This window comes from Corynebacterium sp. HMSC05D08, from assembly GCF_001807215.1.
Lineage (GTDB): Bacteria > Actinomycetota > Actinomycetes > Mycobacteriales > Mycobacteriaceae > Corynebacterium > Corynebacterium striatum.
The window spans coordinates 11348-33265 of record NZ_KV788292.1 but is presented as its reverse complement, the minus strand read 5'-3'; the positions used below and the strand labels follow the sequence as shown (position 1 = coordinate 33265).

The window sequence follows — 21918 nt, the reverse complement described above, 5'->3', positions numbered from 1 at the left end:
CCGTTTTCCGAGGGAGGCCAATGCGCCTCCCTCCTTTTATCCTCCATTGATAAAGAAGGCATCTTTCGTGGCTATCAAGTCCACTTCCAACCAATCTCTCGCATCCCCAGACCTGCATCAAATTAAGCCGGTCAATATCCACCGTCTCGCAGAGCTCTTTGAATTGCTTGAAGCAGACTATGTCTTGGTAGACAAGGTCATCGAGTCCGGCAGCGACGGCGACCTTGATGACACCGCCGAGAAGCACGCTGAAAAGAACACTCAAAAGAACACTGAAAAGAACACTGAAAGCAGCACAGGCCCCTCGCTTGGCGACGCCCTTGTACTGCAAACCGGTCTTCCCCACATCACGATCCATTTTGATCTAGAGGACGATGTGCTTAGTGCCTTTGCGGTGTGGGAGGGCAGAATTCCAGCCCGCGCTGAGGCGAAAGTAGGAGCATTCGTCTCCCACTTCAACTGGAACATGGCCGCCCCGACGCTAAGCTATGACTTCCGGGTCAAAGGCAATGGCGCCCCCACAGATAAGGAACCCACGGAAGAGATTGCCATCTGCGCCAACCGCGCCATGGGCGTCGGCGAAGGTCTCACCCGCAACCAGCTCGGCAGCTTCGTGCTGAGCGCCTTGGACAGCTTCGGCTCCGCGTTCGAAACTGTGGCTCAGGAGTTTCCACAGTCTGTGAAGTGGCAGGAGAAAGAAAATGTGCACCAGTCCCCTGCTGCGCGCAAGAAAGGTCAAGGCCGCTAATGTCGAACAATAACGTTGACCCATTTCAACTCTTCGGTGAGCTGTCGTTTCCTGCTGTGACCGTTCAGCGCACCGCCAAGCAATTGGGCACCCCTGAACTCAACATGGACCCGGTTGAGAATCCTGACTTTCCGGATTCACTTAGCGGCAAGCTCAACAATCTTGACTGGGTGATTTCGGTTGCGGAGGATCTGGTCAAGCTGGAGTGCATCTTGCCCACCACGCTGTCCTACGAGGATGTCGCCCAAGTCCTGCAAGTGATCACGAACGAACACAACGCATCAGCTTTTGATGGCCGCGCGCTGCTCGGTCAAACCGAAGAAGGCATGATTGAGCTGCGTGGCGACGCCAGCTTTGTCACCACCGCCGGCATGAATGATGATCAGCTCTTTCACGCGCTGAATCTCGCCATCATCGCAGCTCAGGATGCCCTCTTTAGTTCCCTGGACCGCTTCAACGCCTTCGCGCTGGCCGTCAAAGAGGCCGATGAGCAAGGGGGCAACTAGCCCACTGGCTCTGTCGCCTCTTCGGCGTCGCGAATGCGCGGCCTTTCGGCCTCTGGGTCGAAGCCATGATCGAAGGGGCCACGAGTCGATTTCAAAGACTCAGCAAGCCGCGCACCAACGCACTGAACGCGCCCAATGACGCCACGCTCAAAGACAGCATGCGCGCCTTTTCGCGCGGGACGTGGCGAGCGATGCGCTTGCCCACCGTAATGCCGATGAACATGCCCAGCACGCCAGCTGGCCAAATGAGCCACGTGACATCGGAGAATCCCCCGGCACCAACAAGCAACTTCGTCGTCACGGAGAATAGCCCGCCGACGAAGAAGCACGGCTGCAACGTCGCGGCGTAGACGGCTTGCGGCCAGCGAGCAGCCTGCGCATAAACCGTGATCACTGGACCAGCCACACCCGCTAGTGTGTTGGTAAAGCCACCGATAACGCCGGCAGACAGGGCCGGGCCAATTCCGTTCATCTCCGGCACGAATTTCTTACCAAAAGTCACTACGCCCAGTGCCACGAGCAAAGCCGTACCGACCAAGACGAGCAGCACCGCCGAGTCAATGTTTGCGACCAGCAATGCCGCTGGTATTGCGCCCAGAACCATTACCGGTGCGATACTCAGGAACTTCTTCCAGTCTACGTTCGCGCGCATCGAATACGTGGTGAGCAGCGCATTGACCACCGCCAAAACGTTGATCACCATGATTCCTTGGACTGGTCCCAACAGCAGAGTTAGGATCGGTCCACCAACAAGACCCAGACCCATGCCTGAGACGCGCTGGAGGCACGACCCAAGCGCTACCGTCGCTAGGATCGCTAATGGAATCCACATCATTGTGCGTACTTCTCCACCACGGCTCGTCCTACGTGTTCAGGGAACATACCCGTCACGTCACCGCCAAACTTCGCCACCTGTTTGCACAACGAGGAGCTGATGTAACCGTACTTCTCGTCGGTTAGCAGAAAAATCGTATCGATCCCAGAAAGCCGGCGGTTCATCTGCGCCATCGGCAGCTCGTACTCGTAGTCGAGCGAGGAACGCAGGCCCTTAACCAAGGTGTCGATGCCATGCGCAGTGGTGTAGTCCACCAGCAGCCCCGACCACCAGTCGACCTTGATGCGGGAATCGAAGGTCTCGCGGATAAAGTCCACGCGTTCCTCAACGCTAAACAGGCCTGAAGGCTTGTCCGGATTGGCGGTCACCAGAACCGTCACCTCATCGAACATCACAGCCGCACGGTTGATGATGTCTACGTGGCCCAAGGTGATCGGGTCGAATGAACCCGGGCATACCGCTTTAGTGGTCAACTTCTATTCCTCTTCCTCGCTGGCATTGCCGTTCGGCTCAGTCTCGAGTGCTCGATGATAAATAGCCATGTCAAAGCGGGCGATGCCAAACGTACGCTTTTTCAGTTTCTGTCCGGTCGGCTCAAAGCCCTTCGGCCAAACGGGTTCGGGGCTATCAACGTGACGCTCGATGACCACTATCGCGGCGTCGTCAAGCACTGGCTCAATCGCCGCAAGCAAGCCATCGACGTCGTCAAAAGCGTACGGAGGATCCGCGAGTACCATGTCGAAGTATTTGCGCGGAGCGGATGCCAGGTACGTCGAGGCTTTCATCGCGCGGACAGTCACCCGCGGGTGCTTGACGACGCCCATGTTGTGCTGGATGACCTTTACGGCCGCCGGACTCGATTCAACGAGCACGACCTCCTCTGCCCCACGGCTCGCGGCTTCCAAGCCCAGTGCACCCGAGCCTGCAAACAGATCTAGAACGCGACTATCGGCAAAACCCCACCGCACGTTGAGCGAAGAAAACAGTCCTTCGCGTGCACGGTCGGAGGTCGGTCGAGTGCCGGACTCGGGCACCTTTATGCTGCGCCCACGCGCCTCGCCTGCAATGATTCTGGTCATCGTTCCTCCCCAATATTTGCGAGCGCATCCCCGCCATAAACACTGGCATAGTCTTCCTGGGACAACTCGGCGACGATACCTGGCCCCGGCACCACAACAGGCGCTTCGAGCTTGGTCGCCTCCACCGTCGCTATCACTTGTCCTGCCGCGACGTGCTCGCCCACGCGTACGTGATAGCGCACGGTGCCGGCGAAGGGGGCGCAAATAATCATGGCTTCTAGGTTAGCGCCTAAAGCGGGGCATCATTCAACCGGCTGCACTATCCGCCGGGAAAACTAATTCTTCTCCAAATATTCCTGCTCACTTTGGCTCAGATTTTTAGTGAGCTCATGCGCCAGTTGCGGATTGCGCTGCACTAAAGCGAAAGCATCATCATGTGTGCGCTCGACGATGTCCCTATCCTGAGCCAAGTCCAATAGCTTAAGGGAACGTTGCGTGCCCGACTGCACTGTGCCCAAGATGTCACCCTCGTGGCGTTGCTTTAAGTCCAACTCAGCGAGCTCGAAGCCGGAGGTGGTGTCCGCGATCTGCATGATGCGTTTAAAGGTCGGAGTGTTTTCCGCAGCCATGGTGTGAAATAAACAAATGGAGGCGTTGCCTCCACGACCCACACGTCCGCGCAGCTGGTGGAGCTGAGATACTCCAAAGTTCTCTGACTCGCGGATGAGCATCACCGTGGCATTGGGTACGTCCACACCCACCTCAATCACAGTCGTGGAGACCAGCACATCAGTCTCGCCTCGGCTAAAGCGATTCATGACTTCTTCTTTGTCGGCCGTCCTGCCGTGCAGTATGTCCACGGTTAGCCCCTGCAGCGGTCCACTTTCCAGTTGTTCTGCTACCTCGAGAACCCCACCCTCGCCTTCGATACGGGGGCACACGATATAGGCCTGATGGCCGGCCGCAACCTCCTCGCGGATGCGAGCCAAGGCGCGCTGCACCCAGGCGGGGGCCCATTCGGGAACCACATTCGATTGAATAGGTTTGCGCCCACCCGGCAGCTCCTTGAGCGTAGAGACCGCAAGATCGCCGAACACGGTCATGGCAATCGTGCGCGGAATCGGCGTCGCCGTCATCACCAATAGGTGTGGGCTAATTCCCTCCCTGGTTTTATTGCGCAGGCTGTCGCGCTGCTCGACTCCGAAGCGGTGTTGCTCGTCGACCACCACAAGGCCTAAGTCAAAGAACTCGACGGTGTCCTGGATTATCGCGTGTGTGCCGATAACGATGTCGGCCTCACCCGAGACAATGTCCAATAACGCTTGGCGCTTTTGTGCTGTACGCATAGAACCGGTCAACAAGGTAACGGTTACTCCAGCAGGGACGCTGGCGCTAATCGACGCCGCGTGTTGCGCCGCGAGGACCTCCGTCGGGGCAAGAAGTGCTGCCTGTTTGCCGGCATCGACGGCTTGGAGCATCGCGCAGGTTGCAACCATGGTCTTGCCCGAGCCGACCTCGCCTTGTAGCAGGCGCATCATTGGCAGCGTGCCGGAGAGATCCGCGTCGATCTCGCCGATGACCTGGCGTTGGCCTGCTGTGAGCTCGAAAGGCAGGTTAGCCAGCAACTCGTCACGATATCCCTCAAGAATGGCGGGCATGGCCACCGCAGTGCGCGCCTGGCTATCGCGCTGCCGCAGTGCCATAACAATACCGATGGACAGCGCCTCGTTGTACTTCAGCCGCTGGATAGCGCGTTCAGGGCCAGCGGCCGTGGGCTGATGAATCTCGCGCACAGCCTGATCCAGGCTCACCATCATGCGATAGTCCAATGGTTCAGGAATCGGCGGCGTATGTGCCAAGACCATGTGAATGGCGCCCATGATGTACCACGAGGTGACCTTACCGCTGGCCGGATACACAGGGATCCACTCCTGCTCGAGCAGCTGCTCGAGTTGGCCAAACTGCGAGAGGTTGCGCAGCGAGCCCGTGGCCTTGAGCTTGGGGCCACTTGCTGAATCGTCGACGTCGTAAAGCGCATCGCTCTGCCCGCCGGCATCGATGATGACAAAGTCAGGATGCTGAAGCTGTGGCTGACCGCGGAAGTACTTGAGCTTGCCACTGAGCATCAAGCGCATGCCCTGGCGCAAAACTCGCGTCAGGTAATGGGCGTTGAAAAAGGTGGCGGTGATGCCGTTATCCATCGACAATGTCAGCAGGAAAGCCTTGCCCGTGTTGCGCTGCTGGAGGCGCAATACTTGGCCGGTGACGGTGACGTAGTCGCCCTCATTGGCGCCGCCTAGGCCTACTTCCTTGTTGTGGCGGATGTAGTCGCGCGGATAATGGCTAAGCAGCTGCCCGCAGGTGGTGTACCCAAAGGCCTTTTTGATTTTGGCGGCATCCTTCGCAGGCAAGACATCCTTTAATAGCCGATCATCTTGCCAGCCCAACATGCCTACTCCACCCCAATTTCAGTAGTGATTCCGCCTACGTGAATCGCAACGACTTCTACGTCGAGCTCATCGCTCAACTCAGCGTCGCTGAGCTCAACACCAGACAGGATAGTCACTTGTTCCCCGCCCCCGGCGAGCAGCTCCCGGCTCTTGGCGATGATTGCCTCCACTGACTCTTCATCTGGGCTATCTACCCGCATGGAACGCGCGGCGTCGCGCATGACTGACACCATGGAGTCGGTATCCGGGTTATCTGGCTCGTAGACCGAAATCGCAGCGAGTCCGGCCACCAGGGAGGCGGTGGGCACAACGCGGGCATCGCCGGCGTCACCACCGTAGCCGTTGGGCAGATAGATGTCCTGCGCCGCCGAGGTCTCCACGACCTCATCAGGACGCACGATCCGGGCACCAACGGTCTCGAATAGCGCGGCTACAGGACCAGCTGGCGCAACGGCGAAGATGGTGCGCGTTTCCGCTTCAGCTTCCGCTTGTGCTTGTGCTTCAGGAAGAACCTCGAGGCGCAGGCTGCTTACTGCTCCAGCTGCGAAAGCCATCTCAATGACAGGGCCCGCCTCGCGGGTGTGAATGTGAACGGTGCCAGCGTCTTCGGTTGCGCGCGCTACGACCAAGCTGTTGCCGTGCGGCGCCAAGATCTGCTCGAGCGCAACCAAATCACCTTCGAAGAAGAAGACCACCTCGAGCTCAGCCTCTACCTCTTCAATAGCCTCAGCATCGCGAACGGCACCGCCCTCGATCTCGGCCAAGAGTGTCTCGAGCAGGATGACGAATCCAGTTCCTCCTGCATCGACCACTCCAGCCTCGCGGAGGACCGCCAGCTGGGTGGGTGTTTTCTCTAGCGCTTCGCGCGCAGCGGTGATGGTATCAACCAAGATTTCATGGAGCTGAACACCAGGGCGCTGGGCGGATTCCTCCGCTGCAGCTGCTGCTGCACGAAGCACCGAGATGACCGTTCCTTCGACTGGGCGCGCAATCGCTCTCTCAACGAGTCGAACTGCCAGGCTCAACGCCTCTGCCAGTGTTTGGCCATCCACCCGGGAGTCCACGGTTGAGTCGGCAACGCCACGGAGCACCTGCGAGAGCACCATGCCGGAGTTGCCGCGTGCACCACGCACCGAGCCGATAGCCAAAGCCTCGGCTACGTCGCCGCCCTTTTCCACCTCTGCGAGGGCGGCCTCCATGGTGTGCGCCATGTTTGAGCCGGTATCGGAGTCCGGGACCGGAAACACGTTAAGCGCATTGATCTCAGCTCTTCGATGGGAAAGCTCGCCGACGGTGCGGATCGCCCAATTGTGGAGACCGCGGGCATCTAACGAACTCGGGAAAGACATGCCGATTAGTTTACAAGTGCCAGTCGACACTCCGCGCGCCTTGGTCACTTAAATACGCATTGGTGCGGGAAAAGGGCCTAGAGCCAAAGAATCCTCGACGCGCAGAAAGCGGCGACGGGTGCGGCGACTCGATTCGCGGAACGTCGGGTAAAAATGCGCCGCACGCCTGGGCATCCTTACCCCATAAGATCGCCACCATTGGCTGTTTATTCAGGGCTTTAATCGCAGCCTCCGTGATGTGCTGCCACCCCAAATTCCGGTGCGAACCAGCATCACCTGGCGCAACGGTGAGAACGCGGTTGAGCATCAGAACCCCTTGCTCCTGCCACGCGCTCAGGTCCCCATCGGCCTTAGGCGCGATGCCCAGATCGGCCTCCAACTCGGCATAAATGTTACGCAGCGAACGAGGCGCGGGAACACCGGGAGCCGTTGAGAATGCCCTCCCCATCGCATGCCCTGGCGTGGGGTAAGGGTCCTGCCCCACGATGAGAACCTTCACCTGCGGCAGCGGCAGGCTAAAAGCAGCAAACACGTAAGGAGGCGCAGGCAAGAACTCCTGGCCAGCCAATGCTTCTTCAATGCCTGGCAGGTAGCGCTCAAGCGCAAGTTCTAAGACTGGCAACCATGACTCATCGATAACCGAGGTATCGAAGAGCTGACTGTGTAATGCTTTAATGTCCTATCCCCTCTCTTCACGCGTGAACGTCTCTTCACGCGTGACCGTGCTAGAGACTTTGCCATCCTGAGGCATAACGAGGCTTATTCCCGTCGATGGTGAGCCCGGTACCACGGTTGACCGTTCCGATAACGCGGAAGCCCGAAGGAGCGTCCTTCTGCGTCGTGGCCACAAGAGTGTGGTCTTCCCCACCGGTCAGGACCCATTCCCACGGGTCTATACCGAGAACTGCTCCGGCCGTCACCAACAAAGAGTCCGGCGCAATAGCGTGGGAGTTCAGGTCAATGTGGACATTCGACTGCTTCGCCATCGTGCCGATATCGGGCACCAAGCCATCCGAGTTATCAGTCATGGCGGTTGCACCGGTTGCCCGCGCAATCACGCCGCGGCCCGGCTTTAGCCAAGGATTGCAGTGGGCGTCGATAAGCGGCCACAGCTCTTCGTGTTCGGGCGGTAAATCTCTGCCAAACTCCTGGAGCAACGCAAGCCCCGCAGCCGAATAGCCAATCTTGCCGTGGCTGACCACCTTTTGACCCGGCCGCGCTCCTGACAAGACCAAGGGCTCTTGGCTGCCACCCAAGGAACCGATTGCAGTCACTGTAATGACTAGTTCCTTGGAACGCGTTAGGTCGCCGCCCACCAGCTCAGCGTTATAAAAAGCACAGCGCAGACCGATTCCCTCGGCTATCCCTCGCACGAAGTTAACTGGAGTATCCGCAGGCGCTGCAATAGCTAGTAGGGCTGCCGTGGGGCGCGCACCCATTGCTTCAACATCCGCAAAGTTGCGCAGAATGGCTTTTTGACCAATCTCGTTGGGAGTTGACCAATCGCGCCGGAAATGCCGCCCTTCGACCATCATGTCGGTCGATGCCACGGTCCGGGAATTCGGTGTGGCGGGATACATCACTGCCGCGTCGTCGCCATTGAGGGCACTCGGCGCCGCTGCGATGATCTCACCGATGACATAGTGTTCCCCTGCTTGCCCGAGAGTGTGAGACAAATGCACGATTGCCTTTCTCATGGGGTTTGAGTTTGTACTTCTACGACGCGTTAGGATAAACGCTTATGAGCAACCAATTTAACAGCACCGCCGTTCTCATCTCACTTGGCCTCTCCATAGCGATGGTGTTCGCGGTTATTTTTGGTGCCAAGTTCTACTTTGAGAACACAGCCAAAGCGCCAATTGCGCTTTCCCCTATTCAATCAGAAGACGCAGACTCCCCCGAGTGCCAGGCAGTTGTTGCAGCTGCCCCTGAAGAATTGATGGGCCAGCCCCGGGCTGAAATCGCCGAGCCAGTCCCACCAGGGGCCGTCGCATGGGCCAAACTATCTTCTGAATCGGTGAGCCTGCGCTGCGGAGCAAGTCTGCCCTATCAATACACCACCTATTCCCAAACCGAGGATGTTGATGGCGATCAATGGCTGCAGGTAAAAGACATGACCCCAGGATCGAACCTCACCACGTGGTACAACACTGAACGCACTCCGGTTGTTGCAGTAACCACGTTTAATGACGAACGTCCAGAAGGTCTTGGAGAAGCACTCACAAAGCTTCCTAAAGCCAAGCACGAGCCTCGTCAGGCACCGCTTTCCCAGCTCAAATCCGGACCCGCTGACATGTGCAACGCGCTAGAAAAAGCACTTCCAGCGGAGGCAGCCGACGAGTACACCCGCCGCACCGATATCAAAGAAAAGAACACCTACGTCTGGAGCGCTAAAGGCCGCGAGGACATTGTGGTGCGGTGTGGCATAGCACCCCCCGAGAACTATGCTGCTGGCGCGCAGCTGCAGCAGGTCAATAACGTCCCCTGGTTTGAGGACACCACCTTGGCTGAGGGCACCACTGGCGGCACTCGATTCGCACTCGGCCGTGCGAATGACTTAGCGCTGTTCGCACCGCAGGACGCCGCTAACTCCGCTCTGGTGCGGCTTAGCGACGCCCTCGTTAAAGCCACCCCAAGCCAGTAGCTGGAGGCTGGGCGCCGCGTTATGCGCGAGCCATCGCGCCTTCGATGAGGGCGTCGAGAAGCGCGGCGTAGTCCACGCCTGTTGCTGCAAGAACCTGTGGGTACATGGAGATCGGCGTGAATCCCGGAAACGTGTTGATCTCATTAATGTAGAAAGCATCCTTAGTGACGAAGAAGTCAACGCGGCTGAGCCCCTCGCAGCCGAGCGCGCGGAAGGCCGAGACCGCAGTTTCGCGCAAGGTCTGGATCAGATCCGGGTCAAGAGGCGCCGGAATTTGTGCGCTAACTCCTTCATCAATGTACTTAGCATCAAAGTCGTAGAAGCCTTCCTCTGCTTCTTCAATGCCGTTGAGCTGGGCAGGCACAGAGGCGATCACCGAACCATCCGCATATTCGAGCACACCGATTTCCACCTCAGCGCCCACGATTTCCGGCTCTACCAACACTTTGTTGTCGCTTTCGAATGCCACCTCGACGGCGCGCGAGAACTCTGCCCAATCGGTGACCTTGGAAACACCGATCGACGATCCGCCGCGTGCCGGCTTTACGAACACAGGCAGCCCCAGCTGCGCCTTCTCATCAGCGCTCAGCTCGGTGCGGCCTTTGAGAATCACCTCGGGCGCAACTGGCAGTCCCTCGGCAGTGAGCAGCTTCTTGGTGAACTCTTTATCCATGCCAGCGGAGGAGGCAAGGACCCCGGCGCCAACGTAAGGGATGTCGGAAAGCTCGAATAGACCCTGGACGGTTCCATCCTCGCCATAAGGACCATGCAGCACGGGGATAATAACGTCGACTTCCGCGAAGTGGCTGTGCTGGGTCACGTTGTGGAAACGGCCTTTGGTTTCAGGATTGAGGGAGAGCGCCAACTCGTCACCCATAGTGACCTCTGGCAACACGCCGTCAACAATCTCTAGGCCTTCCATGGTGCCTGGCGTCCATTGGCCATCCTTGGTGATGCCAATCGGCACCACCGTGTACTTGGCGGGATCCAGATGCTTCATAATCGCTCCTGCAGAAATGCAGGAAACTGAATGCTCGGAACTACGGCCGCCATAAACTACGGCTACACGGATCTTTTCGCTCATGGAGTCAAACTTTACCCCGCCGGCTACTCCGATTTTTTAGTACGCCCCATCAACGCAACAATCATGTCTTCTACGCTCACTCCGCGGTGGCACACGCCGAACACCGCCTGAGTAATTGGCATCTCCACCCCAACCTGTTGGGCGAGGCGGAAGATAGAATCCGAGGAGATGACGCCCTCTGCGACTTGCCCATTTGTGGCAGCCTTGGCTTCTTCCAGCGTTCCGCCTTGGCCTAGGCGGTAACCGAAGGTGCGGTTGCGAGACAACGTCGAGCTGCAGGTTGCCACCAAGTCGCCCATGCCCGCGAGGCCGGAAAAGGTGAAAGGATCCGCACCAAGCGCCACACCAAGCCGGGTGATCTCTGCCAATCCACGGGTGATAATGGTGGCAAGCGTGTTGTTGCCTAAGCCTCGTCCAGAGGCCATACCGCAGGCCAGGGCGATGACGTTCTTGCAAGCGCCACCGATTTCCGCGCCAATGACGTCCGTATTGGTATACGGACGTAGGTACGGGGCCGCCGCTGCATGCTGCACCAGCTTTGCGCGTTCCTCATCGGTGCACGCGATAACTGTGGCCGCCGGTTGTTCCCCAGCGATCTCCTTGGCCAAGTTTGGACCCGAGAGCACAGCAATACGCGACGCCTCTACTCCGGTTGCGTCTGCAATGACCTCGCTCATGCGCTTGAGCGTCGCAGACTCCACGCCCTTGGAGATCGATACCAGGGTGGAGTCAGCTGGCAGGAGCGGAGTCCACTTCTCTAGGTTGGAGCGCAGCGTCTGGGATGGCACGCCAAAGATCACGATGTCTGCGTTAGCCAGTGCCTCTGTAGCATCCGACGTCGCGTAAAGGCTTTCTGGCAGCGCCAAGCCCGGCAGATAATCGGCGTTGACGTGGGTCTGGTTGATTGCTTGCGCCAGTGCTGGGCGCCGAGCCCACAGACGAACTTCATTGCCTGCGTCAGCAAACACCTTTGCCAAGGTCGTACCCCAAGAACCGGCACCCATCACCGCAACGTTATGCATTGCCCTACCTCTAATCCCAGACTTATTCATGGACTATTTTCTGCACCCAGACTAACGCACGGGAAGCCTGGACTAAGACTGCTTCGGCGCTCGCTACTTCCACATAGGGGTGGACAAACTTCGCCGCGGCGCGTGCGGATGCAAAGCTCGCCCAGAAAGTGGAAAATAGAAGCGTTAATCTGCGCGCCATAATCATTAAAGGAGCACAATGCCGAAGGCAAAGAACATGCACGAGACTGACAAGGACGTAAAGTCTGAGGTATTCATCTCCGGCCGACACCAGGAAATTCCCACCAACCCAGCCAAGGAATTCAAGCGCACCACCTTGGCAGCTGGCGCTGTGCTGTGGCGCGGAAACCCTCATGACCCAGAGGTAGCCATTATTCACCGCCCCCGTTATGACGACTGGTCCCTGCCCAAGGGCAAGGTCGATCCGGGCGAATCGCTTCCTACTACCGCCGCGCGCGAACTCCGTGAGGAAACCGGTTACGACGCCAAGCTAGGCAAGCTCATCGGCAAGGTGACATACCCAGTGCAGGGGCGCACCAAGGTGGTCTACTACTGGCTCGCCAAGGTACTCAGCGGTGACTTCACAGACAACAGCGAAACCGATGAACTGCGCTGGATGCCCATCGATGAGGCCAGCGAGCTATTGACCTACGCCGTTGATACCGATGTGCTGGAAAAGGCTAAGAAACGTCTCCCCCTGGCCCCCACCACACGCGTGCTCTACGCCCGCCATGCCCACGCGCATGAGCGCCGCAACTGGGCTGGCGACGACAACCTGCGTCCGTTGGACAAGAAGGGGCGTCGCCAAGCAGAAATGCTCGTTCCCATGCTGGCGCCATTCCATCCCACCGCTATTTATTCGGCAGCACCGCAACGCTGCCAACAAACCGCAGCACCCTTGGCGGATGAACTTGGCTTGGACATTGCAATAAACAAGGACTTCGGTGACGAAGTGTGGCTAAGCAATCCCACTGCGGCGAAGGCAGCATTCCAACGCGTTGTCTCACGCGGCGGCATCCCCGTCATTGTCAGCCAGGGCGAAACTATCCCGGGCATCCTCAAGGACCTCGATCCAAAGTTCCTTAAGGTAGATTTTGAAGACCTCAAGTTTAAGAAGGGCTCGGTGTGGGTCCTTTCCTTCAACGAAGGCGAGCTCACCGGCGCTGACTACCTCGCCAGCTCCCTTCCTGTGCGTTAAAAGCAATAGGGACGACCGTAGAAAAAATCCCCAGACCTGTCGCTACTTCTAGAATGCGGCGAAAGGACTGGGGATTAGCTATTTTAGAACAGACTGCAAAGCAGCTTGTGCGCCTTTTGGCCTTAACTTAGGTCCAACGCACAGCGGGCTTACCCGCTGCGTAGCGGTAGAACAGCAGCAGCACCATCGATTGCACGCCGTAGGCAAAACCAAAACCTACGGCCGGAATGTAGAACAAGATGCCGACGAGCAATCCACAGATCACGATGCACAAAAGGCTCTGGCCAATGTTGTTTTTGGTCAATTCATAAGATGCGCGGAAAGTCTCCCCTATGCTCATCTGTGGGTTATCTGCCTTGATATATGGCACAAAGTAGAGCAAGAACGCTGCAATAATGCCGGGGATAACAAACAAAAGGGAAGCAGCACTAACCACTAGAGCAGCGACCAGTGAATGTCCTGCAACAGCGAATGCATTCTTGGACTTGAAGAAGTCTCCGAAGGTGGCTCGTTGCCCATCAGCTTCCTTGGACGCGGCACACTGGATATTGCCGATCATCCAACAGCTGTAGACCAAGCCAATCACGACTCCCAAGACTATTGACAGCACTGCAGCCGCGCTCATTCCCGTGCTGGCGCTATCGAAAGAGCTGTCGCCATAATAGTCATAGCTACTGCTCGTTGACGCCGATCCTAAGGCGAGTACGCCACCAAAAAGCATAGGGACGACCATGACTACGACGAGAATAATGAAGTGAACGGTAATCGCGCCGGTCCACGGAGCCCAATTGCGGAAGAAGCCCTTGAAACCCTGTCCGATAACGTCCATAGCATCGAGCTGGCGTGGCGCGTTCTGATAGGACCCGTTTCCATAGCCCGCATAACCTGCCTGCGACTGCATGTATTGTCCCTGTTGCGGCTGCATAGGCTGCTGCGAATAAGCCCCGTAGGACTGCTGATTGCTGTCGCTAAAAGGCTGCTGGCCGGGTACGCCACTATTGCCCTGCGAGAAGGGATTTGCCGGGCCGGTGGGCCCACCGTAAGAGCCACCACCGTAGGCGTCGCCGCCCTGCTGACCATAGTTTGAACCTTGACCGGCACCAAAGTCATTATTATTACCAAAATTATTACTCATGTAGGCAACAATATTATCGCTGGTAATTCGCTAACAGCCATGCGCGGCACCCGTTACCAATTGTTCACGCAACGGGGGCAAAACATAAGCAGTCCCACTCACCTTCATCTCCGCATGTGTCTGCGGATTAGGGCAAATAGGGCATTTCTAAACGCTGATACGAGCGCTAAAAATGCCTTAAGATACAGCGGGCTTAAAGGCAGCACGCTGTGCCTCGAATGTCTCGATGGCGTCTTCGCTGCGCAGGGTCAACCCAATGTCATCGAGGCCCTCCATCAGGCGCCAACGGGTGTAGTCATCGATATCGAAAGAGTAAGAGTTGCCGCCGACCGTGACACTGCGAGCCTCCAGATCCACCGTTACTTCGGTTTCGCCTTGCTCGAGCTGCTTCCAGATAAGCTCGATATCCTCTTGTTCCATAAGTCCAGTTAGCAAACCGGCTTTGCCAGAATTGCCGCGGAAAATATCGGCGAAGCGCGACGAGAATACCGCCTTGAAACCGAACTCGCTCAACGCCCACACCGCATGCTCGCGGGAGGAACCAGTACCAAAGTCGCGGCCGGCGAAGAGCACCGAACCATGGTTGAACGGCTCCTGGTTGAGGACGAAGTTCTCGTCGGAACGCCAGTTAGAAAACAGGCCGTCGGCAAAGCCTGTGCGCTTGACCGACTTCAAGTAGCGCGCCGGGATGATTTGGTCAGTATCGACGTTGGATGCGCGAAGTGGGACACCAACACCGGTATGGGTTACGAACTTTTCCATTGTCGTAGTCTCCTAGTTATCTGCAGATATGGCTATGGGTCGGTGAGTTAAAGGTCAGCCGGGGACGCGAGGTGACCGGTCACGGCAGTTGCTGCGGCAACCGCCGGCGAGACCAAGTGTGTGCGCCCGCCTGGGCCTTGGCGGCCCTCAAAGTTGCGGTTCGAGGTAGATGCCGAGCGCTCCCCAGGCTTGAGCTGATCCGGGTTCATACCCAGGCACATCGAGCAACCTGCGGTGCGCCACTCAGCACCGAAGTCGGTGAAAATCTTGTCCAGGCCTTCTTCTTCTGCCTGGACCTTGACTACAGCAGAGGAAGGAACCACCATCATACGGGTGCTCGGCGCGATGGTACGGCCCTTCACCACCTCCGCAGCGGCACGCAGATCCTCGATACGCGCGTTGGTGCACGAGCCCAGGAACACGGTGTCGATCTTGATGTCACGCAGCGGGGTGCCTGGCTGCAGGTCCATGTAGGCGAGAGCCTTCACAGTAGCGGCCTTCAAGTTCTCATCCCCAAAAGACTCGGGGTCCGGCACGCTCTCGCCCAGCGGGAGGCCTTGGCCTGGGTTGGTGCCCCAGGTGACGAACGGGGTCAGTGCAGAACCGTCAATTTCGACCACGGTGTCGAATTGCGCGCCCTCGTCGGTTGGCAGAGTCTTCCAGTACTCGACCGCTGCATCCCAGTCCTCACCCTTCGGCGCGAATTCACGGCCCTTGACGTACTCAAAGGTGGTCTCATCCGGCGCGACCATGCCAGCACGTGCACCAGCCTCGATGGACATATTGCAAATGGTCATGCGGGCTTCCATAGACATCTTGCGGATAGCCTCGCCGCGGTACTCGATAATGTGGCCCTGGCCGCCACCGGTACCGATCTTCGCGATGATCGCCAGAATCAGATCCTTGGCAGAAACGCCCTCTGCGAGCTCGCCGCTAACTTCGATTGCCATGGTCTTAAAGGGCTTCAGAGACAAGGTCTGGGTAGCCATAACGTGCTCAACCTCGGAGGTACCAATGCCCATCGCGATGGAGCCAAAAGCACCGTGGGTCGAAGTATGAGAGTCGCCACACACGATGGTCATGCCGGGTTGGGTGATACCCAGCTGGGGTCCCACGGTGTGGACAATGCCCTGCTGCGCATCGCCCATGGGGTGAAGACGAACCCCGAACTCTTCACAGTTTTGACGCAGCGTAGAGACCTGGGTGCGGGAAATCTCGTCTTTAATCTCCAAGAGGTTGCCGGTCTTGATACCTACGGTCGGGACATTGTGGTCCTCGGTGGCAAGGTGCAACTCCGGATGGCGCATCTTACGTCCAGCGAGGCGCAGGCCATCGAAGGCCTGTGGGCTGGTAACTTCATGGAGGAGCTGGAAGTCAATATAAATCAGATCAGGAGCGCCATTCTCGCCCTTCTGCACGACGTGGTCGCGCCAAACTTTCTCAGCTAGGGTCAGTTTCTCAGTCATTTCAATCACTCCACTTGAAATCTCATTAATTGGAACGTAGATTTCACTGTATGGGAGAGTATAGCGCAGTATCCGGAATTAAGGTACTTGACCGCGCCGTCGCCATCATGATGGCCGCAGCCAACCGTCCGTCCACCCTCAACGAACTATGTGAGACCACCGGTCTACCTCGGGCAACAGCCCATCGCCTCGCAACCGCACTGGAAGTTCACAGAATCCTGACCCGCACACCCGACGGCAAGTGGGGCGCGGGCCCTGCACTTCCCGGCAACCGGGATCACATCATCGAAGCAGCCGGTCCGATCATGGAACGCCTGCTCGCTGAGACTGGTGAATCCGTCCAGCTTTATCAGCTCTCCGGCAATTCTCGCACTTGCGTTGCCACTCGCGAGCCCGAGTCCGGCTTGCACAACGTGGTACCGGTAGGCCGCCAGCTACCGCTTACTTCCGGTTCAGCCGCCCGCATTTTCGCGGCATTCGACAACATCGACACTACTGGGGCCACCTTTAGCGATGAAGACGTCGCTCTAGCCCGCGAGAATGGCTATTCCGAGTCGATCGAAGAACGCGAGACGGGTCTTGCCTCGATCTCCGCCCCAGTATTCGACTCGGCCGGCAACCTCGTGGCGGTTATTTCGGTCTCAGGCTCCGCCGAGCGCTTCCGCCCCTCCCCGGCACAGAAGTACGCTCCGCTGCTTGCCGACGCCGCGACACAGCTCACCGCACGCCTCTAAACGGCTCCGCGCATTATGAGTTCAGCTCAACACTGAGTTCAGCTCACTACTGAGTTCTAAGCTACAGAGCCCGCAGCTTTTCTAGCTTCTGCCGGTACTCACCGAGCAGCGGCAGTTGCGGGCATCGCTGTTCTACAACGGAAAAGACGGCCCCATACCACCACTGTTGGTCTGATCTACCGCTGTTGAACCGCGCCCACAGCTTATCGCCATAAGCATCATGGTCGGCAAGGATAGAACTGAGGTTGTGAAGCTTATCGCAGGCGCTGACGATGACCGACGCCTCGGAGGCACCCCTCAGGTGAGCCAAGTATGCGTCTGCACGCTCGCGCCACGATTCCAAGGAGTCATCCTTAGTTACTCCCCGGACGATATTCAGTACGTGCGGGCCGAAGTCCTGTTCCATCTGCTGGGCCGAATAGCGCTCAGGGACATCCTCCAACGTGTCGTGGAGCAAACAAGCAATGAGGACGTCTTCACGGATATCGTCCGCCAGCCCCTGCGCTGCAGCGAGGTGCATCACGCCAAATAGATGCGAAACGTATGGGGTATCGCTCCCCTTGCGATAGTGTCCGTCGTGTGCCCGCGCAGCGACGTCTAGCGCACGCACAATATGCGGCGTGAGAACTTCAGACCCAGTGTTTTGCCACATGGTTTCGCCCCTCTCAAGCCACAGTCACTAGTCACTAGTCACTAGATGATAATGCCGTAGTTGTTTGCAATGCCACGGATGGCATCGAATCCAAAGCCTTCACTGCTCGTGGTGGCAAGGCCTTCCACCTGGTCGCCTACCTTGCGTAACTCGACGCCAGGAACCTCGACGATATTGCGTGGAGTGGCAATATCAGGACGGCGGGCGACAAAGCCCTTATGCGGAAGTGCGGCGAGCTCGTTCGCGTAAGGCATGCGCGCGTAGTTGCTAAAGAAGGCCGTTTGTCCATTACGTGAGACAACGGTGCCACCTTGGTAGATTCCGACAACGCCTGGTTGTCCCGGGACGTACACGCCCGAGCCACTGTCACCATTTACCTTCGGGATGTTGTTGGCATAGTTCATGCCATCGAAGTCACGCGGACCATTAATAGCCTGTGCACAGTCGTTGCCGCTCAGACGCCCATTAATGCAAACATCAGTACCTGGTGCAGGAACCGGGCGAATACCGTCACCCGTCTTTGGGTTGCCCCCACTATACGTTCCAGCCGCAAATTGGATATACGCCAAGTCATGTTCTGCAGCGCCCGATGGCTTAAACCAACGCAACGTTCCTACGTGCTGGCCAAACTGGTTATAAACCTGCTGCCCTGACAGGCCGCAGTGCGCAGCCGTCCAGGCACGGTCACCCTCAACATAGCCCACGGTGCAGCTGGCCCCCTCAGCCGTCATCACAACCTGCCCCTGCGTCACAGATACACCCGGCGCAGCTTGCGCAATGGCCTGGCCTCCCGCTACTGCAATGAAGGCCGCAGCAGCTGCGACCAGGCCGTTCTTTAAGCCTCGCATCTTCTCCCCTTTCACTTCAGTTACTTCCATAACATAGCGCTTTCACCAATTTTTTCCTATACCTACACGCGCTACCTCTTGCACCCCCTTCCCGGCTCACCCATTCGAAGCCAGGGAAAGACCAGGAAAAGGCTCAGAGTTTCACCGACAAGGAGTGAAATTGAAAATATTTTGAAAAAGTTAGCGCGGTTTATTGAAATTGGAATGAAAATGTTGTTAAATGAAAACGTACTGAAAACGCGGACAAACCGCACCAACCTGAAGGAGCTTTCCATGAGCACCCACACCATCCACGAAGAGCACACCCACGTCCACGGCGCAGGCTGCGGCCACGTTGCTTTCCCTCACAAGGATCACACCGACTACCTCCACGAGGGCCACATCCACCGTGAGCACGAGGGCCACTGGGACGAGTGCGAGACCACCGAGCACCATGAGCACGCTGACCACGATCACCAGCATGGCGAGGGCTGCGGCCACGTTGCCATCCCTCACGGCGATCATGTTGACTACCTGCACGATGGCCACCGCCACGCCGCCCACGAAGGTCACTGGGATGACCACTAATCGGTAGCGAGCTATACCCGTTACCTCAACCGTCACCTCTTTCTTAGAGGTGACGGTTTTAATCTTTTCGAACATACGCCACACGATCCGCGTTAGGCTTAGGGCATGTTTGCTTCACGACGCCTTCCGCTAACGCTGGCCACCATCGCACTCGCCGGCGGCTTTGCTGCGGCCTGCAGCCCCGCCCCGAGCGATCAACCCTCCCCGGCTGAGCCAAGCTTCAACAACAGCTTTGAAGAGTTAAAGGCCCTTCAGCAAACCAACGGCGCTTCTGTCCCCGACGCCCCGCAGCCCACGCTGGACCTTAACGCACCACAAACCGTGGCACAGCAGGCAACCCCACAAGGTAATGGCCAGGAAGACCCCAGCAACCACGTCACCGACCAAGACGCACGCCAGAAGCTCATCGACTCCCTCGGCGTACAGGCGGGAGACGCTTCAGGAACGAAAGTGACGGTTAACGGCACTCCATCCGAGCTGTGCATGATGGGTGACGGTTACCACATCAACTTCCTCATGGCGGGCCCCAACACCAGCTGTGACTTTGCCAAGGAAACCACCAGTGCGCTTATCAATGCCACCCCAAGCCCTGCAGAGGACCTCCGCGGGTATATCCCCGGCTCCTTAAACGTTGCTAGCCCAGTAACCGGCAAGGCTTATCAGATGAGCTGCACCGTGTCCGAAAACTCGCTGATCACTTGCAAGGGCGGCAACAACGCCACGATTTTCATCGTCTAGGGCATTGAGTCAAAAGCGCCAGCGATCGGTACGCACGATTTTTAAACCATAAGCAAAAATCTCGAAACACTAACCACCTGGAAAGTGTTTCGAGATTTTCTATTTGTACCCCGTACGGGATTTGAACCCGTGTTACCGGCGTGAGAGGCCGGCGTCCTAGGCCGCTAGACGAACGGGGCATAGAACTGTGACTTCTGCTTAGCAGTCATCACTGCTGGCCTACCAGGACTCGAACCTAGAATGACGGTACCAGAAACCGTAGTGTTGCCAATTACACCATAGGCCATTATCGCTTTGAGCTCTTAACTACCTTGGAGTCAAACCCCGCGGTGTTGCTCGCTGCAACGGTTTATTACTATAGCCGCCGTTTCGGTTTTCACACAAATCGCAATGTCATTGCGGGTTTTGGGGCTAATAAGGTGGCTTTGAAAGCGTTCTAATTACATCGATGCGCTTTGCCCGGTGGCGGCCATTTACAGGCGCCCACAAAGACAGCAGCCCCACTCCCAACGCATTGCGGGAATGGGGCCACGAGAAGTGCCTAGCTAGTAGCTACATCTTTGCCACTACTGCTGCACGGGCGCCTGGAACGGCGTGACAGCCAGAGCGGCACGCAAGCGATTGAGGGTGGACTCCTTGCCCAGCAGCTCCATGGACTCAAACAGTGGCGGAGAGACCTGCTGGCCAGAGATAGCTACGCGCAAAGCTCCGTAGGCCTTGCGCGGCTTCAGCTCAAGCTCCTCGATGAGGGCCTTGGACAGTACAGACTCAATGGCGTCCGTCTTCCACTCTTCCAGTTCCTCCAAGCGAGCAATAGAGACCTCCAGCGGCTGCACCGCATCTTCCTTGAGGTTCTTCTTTGCGGACTTCTCGTCGAGCTCCAGCTCGGAATCCGGAGTAACCAGAAAGCTCATGAGACCATAGGCGTCGCCCAGCATCTTGATGCGGGTCTGAACGAGGTCTGCCACGAAGGCAAACTTCTGATCGTCATAGTCGGCCGGGAAATCGGTGTACTCGGTCAGGTAATCACGCAGACGCTGCGCGAAGACCTCGGGTTCCAGCAAGCGAATGTGATCGGCGTTAATAGCCTCCAGCTTCTTCTGATCGAAACGAGCCGGGTTACCCAGAACGTCTTCCACATCGAAGTTCGCAACGAGCTCGTCCACGGAGAAAATGTCCTGATCCGCAGACAGGGACCAGCCCAGCAGGGACAGGTAGTTGAGCATGCCCTCCGGGATAATGCCGGCGTCGCGGTGGTTAAAGAGGTTGGACTGCGGGTCACGCTTGGACAGCTTCTTATTGCCCTCACCCATAACGAATGGCAGGTGGCCAAACTCAGGGGTCTGCTTAGCGATGCCAAGTTCCTTCAGAGCCTCGTAGAGCGCCAACTGACGCGGAGTGGACGAAAGAAGGTCCTCACCACGCAGAACGTGAGTGATGCCCATCAGCGCGTCATCGACCGGGTTAACCAGAGTGTAAAGCGGCGCGCCGTTGGAACGTGCAACAACATAGTCCGGCTGGGTCTCAGACTTGAAGGTCAACTCGCCACGAACGAGATCCTTCCAGGTCCAATCCTGCTCCGGCATGCGCAGGCGCCACACCGGCTTGCGGCCTTCAGCCTCGAATGCAGCGATCTGCTCATCGGTGAGATCGCGGTCGTAGTTGTCATAGCCCAGCTTCGGGTCGCGGCCAGCCGCCTTGTGGCGCTCCTCCACTTCCTTAGCAGTTGAATAAGCCGGGTAGACGTAGCCACCCTCCTTCAGCTTCTCCAGAACATCGGCATAGATGTCCATGCGCTGAGACTGGCGGTAAGGCTCGTGCGGGCCGCCCGTAACAACGCCCTCATCCCAGTCCATGCCCAGCCACTTCAGCGAATCGATAATCGCCTGGTAGGACTCTTCGGAGTCACGTGCAGCGTCGGTGTCTTCGATGCGGAAGACGAGCTTGCCACCGGTATGGCGGGCGTAAGCCCAGTTAAACAGGGCTGTACGGACCATGCCCACGTGCGGGGTGCCGGTGGGCGATGGGCAGAAACGTACGCGTACGTCAGAAATAGTTTCAGTCATGCCGACCATGGTAGTGCAGGCGCTTTAGCGCCGTACCACCGGCCAAGCCTGCATCACCCCGCACTGCCCTCCCCATCGACGGGTTA

23 protein-coding genes and 2 tRNA genes are annotated in these 21918 nt (G+C 57.8%); 7 read left to right on the top strand and 18 right to left on the bottom strand.

The genetic code is table 11. The features are described from left to right. Positions 1 to 67 precede the first annotated feature (67 nt). Complete coding sequence (locus HMPREF3148_RS00945; protein WP_236081469.1) at positions 68 to 748, top strand: hypothetical protein; 681 nt, start codon at positions 68 to 70, stop codon at positions 746 to 748. Then, positions 748 to 1254, top strand: a complete 507-nt coding sequence (locus tag HMPREF3148_RS00940) for a hypothetical protein (RefSeq protein ID WP_053084999.1) — start codon at positions 748 to 750, stop codon at positions 1252 to 1254. Before HMPREF3148_RS00945 ends, HMPREF3148_RS00940 begins: the two co-directional genes overlap by 1 nt. Before the next feature lie 91 nt (positions 1255 to 1345). On the opposite strand, the gene HMPREF3148_RS00935 is transcribed toward HMPREF3148_RS00940, so the two are convergent. From HMPREF3148_RS00935 to HMPREF3148_RS00900, 8 genes are all read right to left on the bottom strand, one after another. Beyond that, positions 1346 to 2086, bottom strand: coding sequence for a sulfite exporter TauE/SafE family protein (locus tag HMPREF3148_RS00935; protein ID WP_034657546.1), 741 nt, complete (start codon positions 2084 to 2086; stop codon positions 1346 to 1348). Continuing rightward, positions 2086 to 2562, bottom strand: a complete 477-nt coding sequence (gene coaD / locus HMPREF3148_RS00930) for a pantetheine-phosphate adenylyltransferase (protein WP_049151714.1) — start codon at positions 2560 to 2562, stop codon at positions 2086 to 2088. Before coaD ends, HMPREF3148_RS00935 begins: the two co-directional genes overlap by 1 nt. 3 nt (positions 2563 to 2565) lie before the next feature. Beyond that, positions 2566 to 3168, bottom strand: a complete 603-nt coding sequence (gene rsmD / locus HMPREF3148_RS00925) for a 16S rRNA (guanine(966)-N(2))-methyltransferase RsmD (RefSeq protein WP_005531678.1) — start codon at positions 3166 to 3168, stop codon at positions 2566 to 2568. Further along, entirely contained in the window at positions 3165 to 3380 is a 216-nt protein-coding gene (locus tag HMPREF3148_RS00920) for an acyl-CoA carboxylase biotin carboxyl carrier protein subunit (protein WP_049145872.1), read from the bottom strand. Before HMPREF3148_RS00920 ends, rsmD begins: the two co-directional genes overlap by 4 nt. 63 nt (positions 3381 to 3443) lie before the next feature. Beyond that, positions 3444 to 5558, bottom strand: a complete 2115-nt coding sequence (locus tag HMPREF3148_RS00915) for an ATP-dependent DNA helicase RecG (RefSeq protein WP_049145874.1) — start codon at positions 5556 to 5558, stop codon at positions 3444 to 3446. Positions 5559 to 5560: 2 nt separating this feature from the next. Beyond that, a complete protein-coding gene (locus HMPREF3148_RS00910) occupies positions 5561 to 6907 on the bottom strand; it encodes a DAK2 domain-containing protein (protein WP_049145876.1) in 1347 nt (448 codons plus the stop codon). Positions 6908 to 6917: 10 nt separating this feature from the next. After that, a complete protein-coding gene (locus tag HMPREF3148_RS00905; protein ID WP_172953415.1) occupies positions 6918 to 7529 on the bottom strand; it encodes a uracil-DNA glycosylase in 612 nt (203 codons plus the stop codon). A 103-nt stretch (positions 7530 to 7632) separates the two neighbouring features. Continuing rightward, positions 7633 to 8604: a thiamine-phosphate kinase gene (locus tag HMPREF3148_RS00900; RefSeq protein ID WP_049151715.1), complete on the bottom strand. Its 972-nt coding sequence runs from the start codon at positions 8602 to 8604 to the stop codon at positions 7633 to 7635. A 44-nt stretch (positions 8605 to 8648) separates the two neighbouring features. On the opposite strand from HMPREF3148_RS00900, the gene HMPREF3148_RS00895 reads away from it, so the two are divergent. After that, complete coding sequence (locus HMPREF3148_RS00895; RefSeq protein ID WP_049145883.1) at positions 8649 to 9551, top strand: DUF3515 domain-containing protein; 903 nt, start codon at positions 8649 to 8651, stop codon at positions 9549 to 9551. A gap of 19 nt (positions 9552 to 9570) precedes the next feature. Here HMPREF3148_RS00895 and HMPREF3148_RS00890 read toward each other — a convergent pair whose 3' ends face one another. Beyond that, positions 9571 to 10635: a D-alanine--D-alanine ligase family protein gene (locus HMPREF3148_RS00890; protein ID WP_049063543.1), complete on the bottom strand. Its 1065-nt coding sequence runs from the start codon at positions 10633 to 10635 to the stop codon at positions 9571 to 9573. Between the two features lie 23 nt (positions 10636 to 10658). Beyond that, positions 10659 to 11657: an NAD(P)H-dependent glycerol-3-phosphate dehydrogenase gene (locus tag HMPREF3148_RS00885; protein ID WP_005531693.1), complete on the bottom strand. Its 999-nt coding sequence runs from the start codon at positions 11655 to 11657 to the stop codon at positions 10659 to 10661. A gap of 208 nt (positions 11658 to 11865) precedes the next feature. Here HMPREF3148_RS00885 and HMPREF3148_RS00880 point away from each other — a divergent pair, with 208 nt between their 5' ends. Next, on the top strand, positions 11866 to 12864 hold the full coding sequence (locus HMPREF3148_RS00880; protein WP_070508560.1) for an NUDIX hydrolase: 999 nt from the start codon (positions 11866 to 11868) through the stop codon (positions 12862 to 12864). 127 nt (positions 12865 to 12991) lie between these two features. On the opposite strand, the gene HMPREF3148_RS00875 is transcribed toward HMPREF3148_RS00880, so the two are convergent. From HMPREF3148_RS00875 to leuC, 3 genes are all read right to left on the bottom strand, one after another. Further along, positions 12992 to 13999 carry a hypothetical protein gene (locus tag HMPREF3148_RS00875; protein ID WP_129720886.1) on the bottom strand — a complete coding sequence of 336 codons (1008 nt, stop codon included), beginning with the start codon at positions 13997 to 13999 and terminating at the stop codon, positions 12992 to 12994. Positions 14000 to 14176: 177 nt separating this feature from the next. Next, complete coding sequence (leuD, locus tag HMPREF3148_RS00870) at positions 14177 to 14761, bottom strand: 3-isopropylmalate dehydratase small subunit (protein ID WP_049145891.1); 585 nt, start codon at positions 14759 to 14761, stop codon at positions 14177 to 14179. Between the two features lie 47 nt (positions 14762 to 14808). Beyond that, entirely contained in the window at positions 14809 to 16227 is a 1419-nt protein-coding gene (gene leuC / locus HMPREF3148_RS00865) for a 3-isopropylmalate dehydratase large subunit (protein WP_005531697.1), read from the bottom strand. A 50-nt stretch (positions 16228 to 16277) separates the two neighbouring features. Between leuC and HMPREF3148_RS00860 the strand changes: the two genes are divergently transcribed. Further along, positions 16278 to 16961, top strand: a complete 684-nt coding sequence (locus HMPREF3148_RS00860) for an IclR family transcriptional regulator (protein WP_070508559.1) — start codon at positions 16278 to 16280, stop codon at positions 16959 to 16961. Between the two features lie 61 nt (positions 16962 to 17022). Here HMPREF3148_RS00860 and HMPREF3148_RS00855 read toward each other — a convergent pair whose 3' ends face one another. Further along, on the bottom strand, positions 17023 to 17613 hold the full coding sequence (locus HMPREF3148_RS00855; RefSeq protein ID WP_049063548.1) for an HD domain-containing protein: 591 nt from the start codon (positions 17611 to 17613) through the stop codon (positions 17023 to 17025). A gap of 41 nt (positions 17614 to 17654) precedes the next feature. Further along, entirely contained in the window at positions 17655 to 18461 is an 807-nt protein-coding gene (locus HMPREF3148_RS00850; RefSeq protein WP_223197353.1) for a hypothetical protein, read from the bottom strand. A 273-nt stretch (positions 18462 to 18734) separates the two neighbouring features. On the opposite strand from HMPREF3148_RS00850, the gene HMPREF3148_RS13930 reads away from it, so the two are divergent. Beyond that, positions 18735 to 19028, top strand: a complete 294-nt coding sequence (locus HMPREF3148_RS13930) for a hypothetical protein (protein ID WP_005531701.1) — start codon at positions 18735 to 18737, stop codon at positions 19026 to 19028. Between the two features lie 105 nt (positions 19029 to 19133). After that, a complete protein-coding gene (locus tag HMPREF3148_RS00840; RefSeq protein ID WP_049145897.1) occupies positions 19134 to 19766 on the top strand; it encodes a hypothetical protein in 633 nt (210 codons plus the stop codon). Between the two features lie 106 nt (positions 19767 to 19872). Here HMPREF3148_RS00840 and HMPREF3148_RS00835 read toward each other — a convergent pair. From HMPREF3148_RS00835 to gltX, 3 genes are all read right to left on the bottom strand, one after another. Continuing rightward, positions 19873 to 19945: transfer RNA gene (locus HMPREF3148_RS00835), tRNA-Glu, on the bottom strand. A gap of 35 nt (positions 19946 to 19980) precedes the next feature. Continuing rightward, a tRNA-Gln gene (locus HMPREF3148_RS00830) sits at positions 19981 to 20052 on the bottom strand. A gap of 280 nt (positions 20053 to 20332) precedes the next feature. Next, positions 20333 to 21841: a glutamate--tRNA ligase gene (gltX, locus tag HMPREF3148_RS00825; RefSeq protein ID WP_172954268.1), complete on the bottom strand. Its 1509-nt coding sequence runs from the start codon at positions 21839 to 21841 to the stop codon at positions 20333 to 20335. Between the last annotated feature and the right edge of the window lie 77 nt (positions 21842 to 21918).

Coding starts and splice junctions, on each gene's coding strand:
- HMPREF3148_RS00940 (WP_053084999.1), top strand. CDS start 748: ATGTCGAACAATAACGTTGACCCATTTCAACTCTTCGGTGAGCTGTCG.
- HMPREF3148_RS00935 (WP_034657546.1), bottom strand. CDS start 2,086: ATGTGGATTCCATTAGCGATCCTAGCGACGGTAGCGCTTGGGTCGTGC.
- rsmD (WP_005531678.1), bottom strand. CDS start 3,168: ATGACCAGAATCATTGCAGGCGAGGCGCGTGGGCGCAGCATAAAGGTG.
- HMPREF3148_RS00920 (WP_049145872.1), bottom strand. CDS start 3,380: ATGATTATTTGCGCCCCCTTCGCCGGCACCGTGCGCTATCACGTACGC.
- HMPREF3148_RS00915 (WP_049145874.1), bottom strand. CDS start 5,558: ATGTTGGGCTGGCAAGATGATCGGCTATTAAAGGATGTCTTGCCTGCG.
- HMPREF3148_RS00910 (WP_049145876.1), bottom strand. CDS start 6,907: ATGTCTTTCCCGAGTTCGTTAGATGCCCGCGGTCTCCACAATTGGGCG.
- HMPREF3148_RS00900 (WP_049151715.1), bottom strand. CDS start 8,604: ATGAGAAAGGCAATCGTGCATTTGTCTCACACTCTCGGGCAAGCAGGG.
- HMPREF3148_RS00895 (WP_049145883.1), top strand. CDS start 8,649: ATGAGCAACCAATTTAACAGCACCGCCGTTCTCATCTCACTTGGCCTC.
- HMPREF3148_RS00890 (WP_049063543.1), bottom strand. CDS start 10,635: ATGAGCGAAAAGATCCGTGTAGCCGTAGTTTATGGCGGCCGTAGTTCC.
- HMPREF3148_RS00885 (WP_005531693.1), bottom strand. CDS start 11,657: ATGCATAACGTTGCGGTGATGGGTGCCGGTTCTTGGGGTACGACCTTG.
- HMPREF3148_RS00880 (WP_070508560.1), top strand. CDS start 11,866: ATGCCGAAGGCAAAGAACATGCACGAGACTGACAAGGACGTAAAGTCT.
- HMPREF3148_RS00875 (WP_129720886.1), bottom strand. CDS start 13,999: ATGAGTAATAATTTTGGTAATAATAATGACTTTGGTGCCGGTCAAGGT.
- leuD (WP_049145891.1), bottom strand. CDS start 14,761: ATGGAAAAGTTCGTAACCCATACCGGTGTTGGTGTCCCACTTCGCGCA.
- leuC (WP_005531697.1), bottom strand. CDS start 16,227: ATGACTGAGAAACTGACCCTAGCTGAGAAAGTTTGGCGCGACCACGTC.
- HMPREF3148_RS00860 (WP_070508559.1), top strand. CDS start 16,278: ATGGGAGAGTATAGCGCAGTATCCGGAATTAAGGTACTTGACCGCGCC.
- HMPREF3148_RS00855 (WP_049063548.1), bottom strand. CDS start 17,613: ATGTGGCAAAACACTGGGTCTGAAGTTCTCACGCCGCATATTGTGCGT.
- HMPREF3148_RS00850 (WP_223197353.1), bottom strand. CDS start 18,461: ATGCGAGGCTTAAAGAACGGCCTGGTCGCAGCTGCTGCGGCCTTCATT.
- HMPREF3148_RS13930 (WP_005531701.1), top strand. CDS start 18,735: ATGAGCACCCACACCATCCACGAAGAGCACACCCACGTCCACGGCGCA.
- HMPREF3148_RS00840 (WP_049145897.1), top strand. CDS start 19,134: ATGTTTGCTTCACGACGCCTTCCGCTAACGCTGGCCACCATCGCACTC.
- gltX (WP_172954268.1), bottom strand. CDS start 21,841: ATGGTCGGCATGACTGAAACTATTTCTGACGTACGCGTACGTTTCTGC.